The 7,819-nt window shown below is 52.8% G+C and carries 7 protein-coding genes; all 7 read right to left on the reverse strand.

The window, feature by feature from the left end; translation table 11 throughout:
- Positions 1 to 273 precede the first annotated feature (273 nt).
- Positions 274 to 2,595, reverse strand: coding sequence for a xanthine dehydrogenase family protein (locus FBQ85_22895; GenBank protein MDL1877991.1), 2,322 nt, complete (start codon positions 2,593 to 2,595; stop codon positions 274 to 276).
- A gap of 167 nt (positions 2,596 to 2,762) precedes the next feature.
- The gene (locus FBQ85_22900) at positions 2,763 to 3,536 is read right to left on the reverse strand and encodes a hypothetical protein (GenBank protein MDL1877992.1); all 774 of its coding nucleotides are present in this window, start codon (positions 3,534 to 3,536) and stop codon (positions 2,763 to 2,765) included.
- A gap of 300 nt (positions 3,537 to 3,836) precedes the next feature.
- The gene (locus FBQ85_22905; protein MDL1877993.1) at positions 3,837 to 4,385 is read right to left on the reverse strand and encodes a protocatechuate 3,4-dioxygenase; all 549 of its coding nucleotides are present in this window, start codon (positions 4,383 to 4,385) and stop codon (positions 3,837 to 3,839) included.
- Between the two features lie 34 nt (positions 4,386 to 4,419).
- Entirely contained in the window at positions 4,420 to 5,280 is an 861-nt protein-coding gene (locus FBQ85_22910; GenBank protein MDL1877994.1) for a hypothetical protein, read from the reverse strand.
- Between the two features lie 151 nt (positions 5,281 to 5,431).
- Positions 5,432 to 6,049 (reverse strand): hypothetical protein, encoded by a 618-nt coding sequence (locus FBQ85_22915; GenBank protein MDL1877995.1) that lies wholly within the window; start codon positions 6,047 to 6,049, stop codon positions 5,432 to 5,434.
- A 288-nt stretch (positions 6,050 to 6,337) separates the two neighbouring features.
- Positions 6,338 to 7,006 (reverse strand): hypothetical protein, encoded by a 669-nt coding sequence (locus FBQ85_22920; protein MDL1877996.1) that lies wholly within the window; start codon positions 7,004 to 7,006, stop codon positions 6,338 to 6,340.
- The gene (locus tag FBQ85_22925) at positions 6,975 to 7,505 is read right to left on the reverse strand and encodes a sigma-70 family RNA polymerase sigma factor (GenBank protein MDL1877997.1); all 531 of its coding nucleotides are present in this window, start codon (positions 7,503 to 7,505) and stop codon (positions 6,975 to 6,977) included. The genes FBQ85_22920 and FBQ85_22925 overlap by 32 nt, the downstream gene beginning before the upstream one ends.
- Between the last annotated feature and the right edge of the window lie 314 nt (positions 7,506 to 7,819).

Genomic DNA, 7,819 nt, shown 5'->3' on the forward strand with positions numbered 1-7,819 from the left:
CGCCGCGGCGCATTTCCGCCTATCTTAAACCGCTTCCTCCCGCAGGGGGTGGGGGAATTATCCTGACCCCGGGTGGGGGAATTGTGGTGACCCTTGACACTTCCTGCAATATTGTTGTTATTTTGATCTCCTTATCAATTTAGCGTTGATTTGCATGGTAGTATGCTGTGTTCAGAACGTGTTGCACTAGATTCAAAAATACTGCCAATCTTTGATATACTGCACAATCTCACCAATTACATTGACAATCAGACTCGCCAATTTTTTGTCGTGCTAATCTGCTGTCGAACTCCACCCCATCAACTTCTCCGGCGTAATCGGCACCTCCTCCGGCATCACTCCAACCGCCTGCCACACCGCTGCGGCAACGGCCGCCGCGCCGCCGTCCATGGGCAACTCTCCCACGCCTTTTGCGCCGTGCGGGCCATACGGATAGGGATTCTCGATCAATACCACACGCATCTCCGGCGTATCCAATGAAGTCGGAATGAGGCAATTCGTCATGCGATTGTTGAGCACTTTGCCGTTTTGCAGAATCACTTCTTCGATCGTCGCGTGGCCGACCGCCTGCAACGAGCCGCCTTCGATTTGGCCTTCGAGCAAAAGCGGATGCAGCGCCTTGCCGCAATCAATTGCTGAGATGAATTCCAGCACTTTGATTTCGTAGGTATCCAAATCAACTTCTACTTTCGCCACATCCGCGCCCCAGCCGAACACAGGATAAGCATCACCGCGATAAGTATCGTCATCCCATTTAATGTCAGAAGGGAGGGAGTAGCCGTGCAACACTTTGACATTGCCCTCGCGCGCCAGATATTCTTTGGCAAGATCGCTAAAACTCGACATGCTGCGTCCCTCGGCCCACAACTCACCGTTGCGCAGCGCCACGGCATGCGCGCCCCATTTTTCGCGGCCAAAAGCCTCAAGTTTATTCTTGAGAATATAAGCCGCGTCTTGCAAGGCTTTGCCGACGATCATGCAGGTGCGGGAAGCCACCGTCGGGCCGCTGTCCGGCACATGCGCGGTGTTGGGTTGCGCGAATTCAACGTCATCATAAGTCACACCCAATGCTTCGGCAGCAAGCTGGCAGAAAATGGTTTCCGTGCCCTGCCCCATTTCAATCGAACTGGTGAGCACACGCGCTTTTCCTGCTTCAGTCAATTCCAATCCGGCGCGGGTGGGCAGGCGCGTTTCACCGCTGCCTGTGAAGCCCGCGCCGTGATAGAAAAGGGATAAACCCACGCCCACGCGTTTATGCGAGCCGTTTTGCTTTTGCGCCGCCGCGTATTCTGCCAGATAATTTGAATTCTTAACCGCGGCTTCCAAAACTTGTTCAGCGCTAACACTGAGATTGAGGGTTTGCCCGGTTGCGGTCACGTCGCCTTCGCGCAATACATTTTTTTGCCGAATCTCGAGCGGTGACATGCCGAGCGTTTGCGCGAGGTGATTCATGTGCATTTCATAAGCAAAACATGTTTGCGGCGCGCCAAAGCCGCGAAACGCGCCCGCCGGCGGCGTGTTGGTTGCCATCACTCGCGCGCGAATGCGCACGTTTGGGCAATTGTAAGGCCCGAGCGCGTGAATCGCGCCGCGCGAAAGCACCACAGCGCTCAAGGTGGCATACGCGCCGCCATCCATGATGACATCGATATCTGCCGCCATCAGCTTGCCGTCTTGGGTCACACCGGTTTTATGATGTACGATTGCCGGATGGCGCTTCGTCGTGGCGGCAATGTCTTCGGAACGATCATAGATCAACTTCACCGGCCGGCCGGATTTACGCGCCAGCAACGCCGCATGTCCGGCGATCATGTTGGGATATTCTTCCTTGCCGCCGAAGGCGCCGCCGGTCACGGTTTGAATCACAATGACTTTGTCATCAGGCAGATTAAAAAGAATTTTGAGCGCCTTGTGAACGTAGTACGGGCATTGCAGCGAGCCTTGCACGGTGATCGAGCCGTCCGCGCCGGGAATTGCAATCATGCCTTGCGGCTCGATGTAAACGTGCTCTTGCAATCCGGTGCGATATGTGCCTTCGACAATCTTATTGGCTTGCGTAAAACCGGCATCCAAGTCGCCGCGTTCGATAAGAAAACTTTTTATAACGTTATTTGATTTGTGAATGATCATGCCGGCGTCGCCGCTCTCGCCGGCGGCGATCGCCTGTTCCATCGAGAGAATCGCCGGCTTTTCTTCATAGCTTATATGAATATGTTGCGCGGCCTCTTCCAGCACTTCGCGATTGTTGCCGGCGATCAACAGTATCGGTTCATCGTGATGTCTGATTTCTTTTTCAACGAGCAGGGGCTGATCATCCTCGATCAATGCAACGATATTTGTGCCGGGAATGTCGCGATAATCCGCGATCACGATCTGCGACCAATCAAATTGCGGATCGAATTGGATTTCTTTGATCACGCCGCGTGCGATGGTGCTGCGTATGGTTTTGCCATGCAGCATGTTGGGATAGGAGAAATCATCGACATATTGGGCCTGGCCCGTCACTTTGGTCTGGCCTTCTTTGCGCAAAACATTGGCGCCGACGATTGAGGCAGTGAAGGGAAGTGTTGTCGCTGCTTGATCTTCGCGATACATGGCAAAGCCCGTGATTAAAGTAGTGAAGGGCGCTTTTGTTCTTGTTTCAAAAACAAAAATTCATCTTCAAAACACACAAGTCAGGATTCGGCAAAATAAAAAGATTTGAAGGAAAGGCAAGGCTTTATTCTTCCCGGGGCGGCGCGAATTGTTTTAAGCTCGGCGGTTCAGTTTTTGTCTTTTAGAATATTTTCCAACGCAGCCTCCACCTCACGCACGGTGAAAACAATGCGTTGTGTCGAGATGCCGTAACGATTGCCGACAAATGGCTCATGCAGTACTTTGCCGTTCGGCGAGAGCAGCCAAATCGTGGGCAGTGAATGGCTTTGTTTGTCCGAGCAGGGCTTGAGTTTGCCCATCCAGGCCAAAATCGAATCGGAGAATGCAACCCCGTTCGTCAGCTTTTGGTGATTGAACATCAAACGAAACTTGGGATCGAAGTAAATCTTATCAAACGGAATGACGTGAGTGTTTTGCAAGTCATACGTCGCCTGCACGAAGCTCTCGAACGCTTGACCCCAGGCTTCACTGGTTTCAGGCTGGGCGAGAAATGTGTCGCCGGGATAGCCGTAATCTTGTTCGCTGTAAACCGGTGGGCAGGCCACGGCAACAAAGGTGACGCCGGCTTCGCGATATTTGAGATAAAGATAATTTGAAATAGGCAGGTCATTGAAGGAATCATTGCACCAAATGCCGCCATAAGTTTCCACCGGGCTGGCGCTGGCACCGCCGAAAAGCAGGAGATAAATGACTTTTGTCTCCGGACGCGCAAGCTCGAGCAAGCGCTGTTTTTCGCCAATGCGATTATAAACGAACGTTTCCGGCGCAATCGTCTCGCTGACCCGATAGCAGGATTGGGAATCCTCTTGCTTTGGCTGAGTAGAAGTCTGTGCATATATGATGATCGGCGTGAGAAACAATGCCATAAAATATCGCTTCATGTCGCCTCCTTGAACGCAGATGCAAGCGCTGGCAATAAAAGGTTTGAAGTAGAGGTATGGTGATAGAGCGGCGGGAAATTAGACAATGAGGAATTGAATGTCAATCTGAAAGTCGCTAAGAGAGGAGAGAAACTCGCAGCAAGTTGCGGATTCAATACTAAAAAGCAAAAGCCCCTCAGTAAGAAGGGCTTTGGTGCGTGCTGGAATGATATCCGGCGCTGCGTGATGGTTCAGGCGTTAACTTTGTTATGAGTGTTTGGGCGCACGAAGTAAAGAGATTAACATCGCGACGCCTATCATTCATTCACGTTGCAGTTGCACATCTTGCACACAGCGCCACACGCCTTGAGAGTCCCGCTCGAGTTTTTTGATTGAATAGATGCTGTTTTCCCGTTTGGCGCGCGCGCGGATGTCGGCCGTGACGAACGGGTCATCATCAAAAACGATTTCGAAAACCTTTTGCTTGTATCCCGGCGCCGATACGAGGTAATGAATGTGTGCTGGAACACGCGAGCCTGGATACGGCCCGGGTTTGATGCTGCGAAACGCGTAGTTGCCTTCCGCATTCGTGCGCATGGTGCCTTTGATGCGGGGATTCGAACTGCCGCTACGGCTATCTTGAGAATAATACCCGCGAATGTCGGTGTGATAAACGTAAACCGTTGCGCCGGCGATCGGCGTTTTGCCGTCCGGGCCGTAAACCGTTCCAGAAACCTGAAGCGCATCTCCCGGCTCATGTTGCGGCGAAATCGTCATTTGCCAGGGAGTTTCCGGAGTTACCGGGTCAGGGGTTTGTGCAACACAAAAGGAGGTTGCCAGCAGAATGAGAACAAAGTACTTGATCTTCATCACGAGAATCTCCAGGAATTTTTGATGGTGTCTTTCACAAAATCGCTGCAATTGCCGCGGCGAAACGTTCGGGCGCCGACGGATGCAGACCGAGAAACAATTGTGGCTCGATCAGCTCCAATTCCATCAATACAAATTCTCCGTTACGCACAACGCCGTCGACTCGCGCGTAGAGAAGAGGCCGGTTTATTCGATTCACAATGGTTCGCGCTTGTTGGATCAATTCGGGCGGCGGCGTTTCTGCATGATATGTTCCGCCGAAATCGGATTGCACGCGAAAGTCCCCTGTTTGCGGGCGTTTGACAACCGCATGACTGAATTCTCCGCCCAAAAATAAAAGCGACCATTCGCCCGAAATTGTCACTTCGGGAATGAACTCCTGAATCAGGACGTCTGAAGATCGCAAAAGTTCATCGAGCCTGGTTTGATCGTGTTGCGCGTTTGCAGGCGAGGTGCGCCAGGTTTGCCAGGCCGTCGCGGAAACCGCAGGCTTCACCACGGCTTGCGCGAAGCCATAATCTTGCAGCAATGTTTGCAATGGCGCCGGTGCACCCGCCTTGAGCCATATCGTCCGGGGAATGTTCACACCTTGTGCTGCCAGGTCTTGCAAATATTTCTTGTGCAGGTTCCAGTGCACAATCTCCGCGGGATTCCACAACGGAATTTGCAGCGCGGCAATGTGATCGAGCCAGCCGCGGAAGTCATCGAGCTTTTGATGATAGTCCCAGCACGAACGCAGAATTATTGCGTCGTATGCTTTCCAATCATTCGAGGGGAGATTCCAAATGACGGGCGTGACGGCGATGCCGGCGTCTCGCAAAGATGAAAGCGCCGTGGCGTCATCCGGCGTCAGGTGCGGGGCTTTGTGATAAGTGACAAATGCGATGTTTTTCACGGATGGATTCAGTAAGCGTCTTGTTGACGAAAGCCGGCGCGATACCGCCGGCGCAATAAATAGTAGAAATTTCTTCTAATGACAGAATCTTATAACATTCGTTCAATCGAAAGATCGCCTGGAAGGAGGGAGGAGGCGGGGGCCGGTGAAATTAGCGCTTGCGTTCATACTTGATTTCTTCCATCCAATTCTCTTTGCCGTCCTGATACCACGTCCATTGTGCGCTGAAATGATCTTTATCAACAAAGCGAAACACCGCCTTGTCCATGTGACCGCGATCGCGTGAAGGGAGATTGGTCGCATCGAGGAAAGTGAAGGTAATGGCGTCCCCGTTTTCTTCAAATGAAGTCGCTTCGAGGCGAGGCTGGCTGCCGGCGACGCAATAGTGCGTGAGCAGAAGGCGTGTTCCGTCCAAATAAAACATTGTCATCATGGTTTCGTTGGGATGCGCGTCAAACGAGGTTTCCACCACCACTGAACCCTTGGCAATTGTTTTGAAAGTGATTGTTTCTTCCCAACCCTTGGTGCTGCGTCCCTGCCAGTGGCCCTCGAGCAACTTAAAACGATTGAAACCGGCTTGGGCGAGCGCGGGCATGTCTCCGGGAATTGTATCGGAAGCAATACCGTTCATCGTCAACTGCCGGGCCGGAATTTCCATGAGTTTGAGCAGATTGTTGGAGGGATCGCGCAGACGTGCAACTGCGGGCTCAAGATTGTCGCGCCTGAGTATCAACCTCGTGCTGCCATTGCGCAGAACGCCGGCCGCCATACAACAACTGTTGCTCTCAATCTCAAATCCCAATGCGCCGGGATAGAATGCCGCGACGCGCTCGACATCCCTGACAGGGTGTTCCAGCGCCCAAACATGAGGAACGAAATCAGGCTCTTTGCTCGCGCAGCAAGGATTTTGTTGTGATCGCGATAAACCCGGGAGCCCGGCCGATATGGCAATGAACAGTAGGAGGAGGACCATCTGGGATGTTGTTGGGCCCCGACGGATTTGCAACTGTTGCAAGTACATCTTGACCTCCATTGGCATTGCGACTTGAGATACGTTTTAGATCTTGTCAATTTGCCTGAGCTCGATTGCGCCACCATATTTGAGATGAGGACAGCGTTCGGCGATGCTGAGGGCGTCCTCGATATCTCGTGCCTCGATCAAAAAATATCCGCCCAGTGCTTCGCGCTGGTTCTGATGGCCAACCTCGCTGATTTCGAGCTGGCCTTGCGCCTGGCGCAGCAGCCGTCCGCCATCTTTCAGTTTTTCTCCTGAAATGGCACGTTTTGCTTCTCTGAGGGATTTTGCCCAGTGACTGTATTCCACGACTTTGTCAGATTCGCTGCCCACCGCTTCCGGTGATTCGTAAAGCAGCAGCATGAACATGGCCTGCTGGTTGGGAGCGACGGGCACCGTGCTCTGCCGCTTGCCCAATAGAAATCCCAGCGTGAAAATCAGCAAGAATGAAAGAGAGGCCGTGGCCAGGCGAAGAAGATGGCGAGGCTGCGGTGTGGGCGCCTGCCGCAGTTGCCCATTGGCTTTGAGCGCTGCGACAATCTTCTTTTCCAAGATTGTGGCGGGCAGGTTGGCGCGCGGCAAAGCCGCAAGCTTTGCTTGTTCTTCCGCACTGAAATCGTCGAGAGGTTCAGATGGCTTCATGGGTGTTGCTCCGATTGACTGTAGTCGCCGCGGGTTCTTACAGGGATTGCCGTACCGCCCGGCGGGCATGATGGAGTTGGCTTTTCGAAGTGCCGGCTTCAATATTCAAAAGCGAACCGATCTCGGCGTGAGTGTATCCTTCCAGATCGTGCAGCACGAACACGTGCCGGTAACCGTCAGGCAAGCCGGCAATCGCCCGTTCGAGATCGAGATATTCGAGCGAGACATACGCTTCAACAAACACGTCGGTGAGGACGGCATGCGAGTTTTTGGCACGCCTGCGCTCCAACTCGCGGCAGCAATTGAGCACGATGCTGATCAGCCAGGTGCGCAAACTCGACTGCCACCGAAATTCTGGCAGCGCTCCGACCGCTCTCAGCCAGGTGTCCTGCAGCACGTCTTCAGCTTCGTGTTTGTTCCACGCCAGCAAGCGCAGGGCAAATTGAAACAACGCGGGCGTGTGGCGTTTATAAAGCTCGTGAAAAGCTTTTTCGTCGCGGCGCCTCAGAAAATTTCTCACCAGCCTGCGATCTTCAAGCCGGCCGAGATACCTCGATATGATCTTCATGACTATTAATGAGTGACGAAAATCATGCAAAAGGTTGTATCGTTCTTTGAAAAAAGCTGTCGCAGGTGTGAGTTGGCGGACGAGAAGGGATATGCGGTCACGGCACGTCCTAAGTGAACATGAGTGTCGGGCTTGCCGGGGCCAAAAAGTCGTAATTAATTAATCTATGAAAAGAGCTTCTGTTTTTCCTGCACGATTTCCCAGGTGCGGCGCAACTCAGCTTCAGTGACGCGCAAATGGCTGATCACGAGTCGTATGACAAAGCAATCGTTCAATTTGGTGTGCGAGAGAAACGCCTCGCCGGTTTCATTGAT

The organism is Cytophagia bacterium CHB2, from assembly GCA_030263535.1.
Taxonomy (GTDB): domain Bacteria; phylum Zhuqueibacterota; class Zhuqueibacteria; order Zhuqueibacterales; family Zhuqueibacteraceae; genus Coneutiohabitans.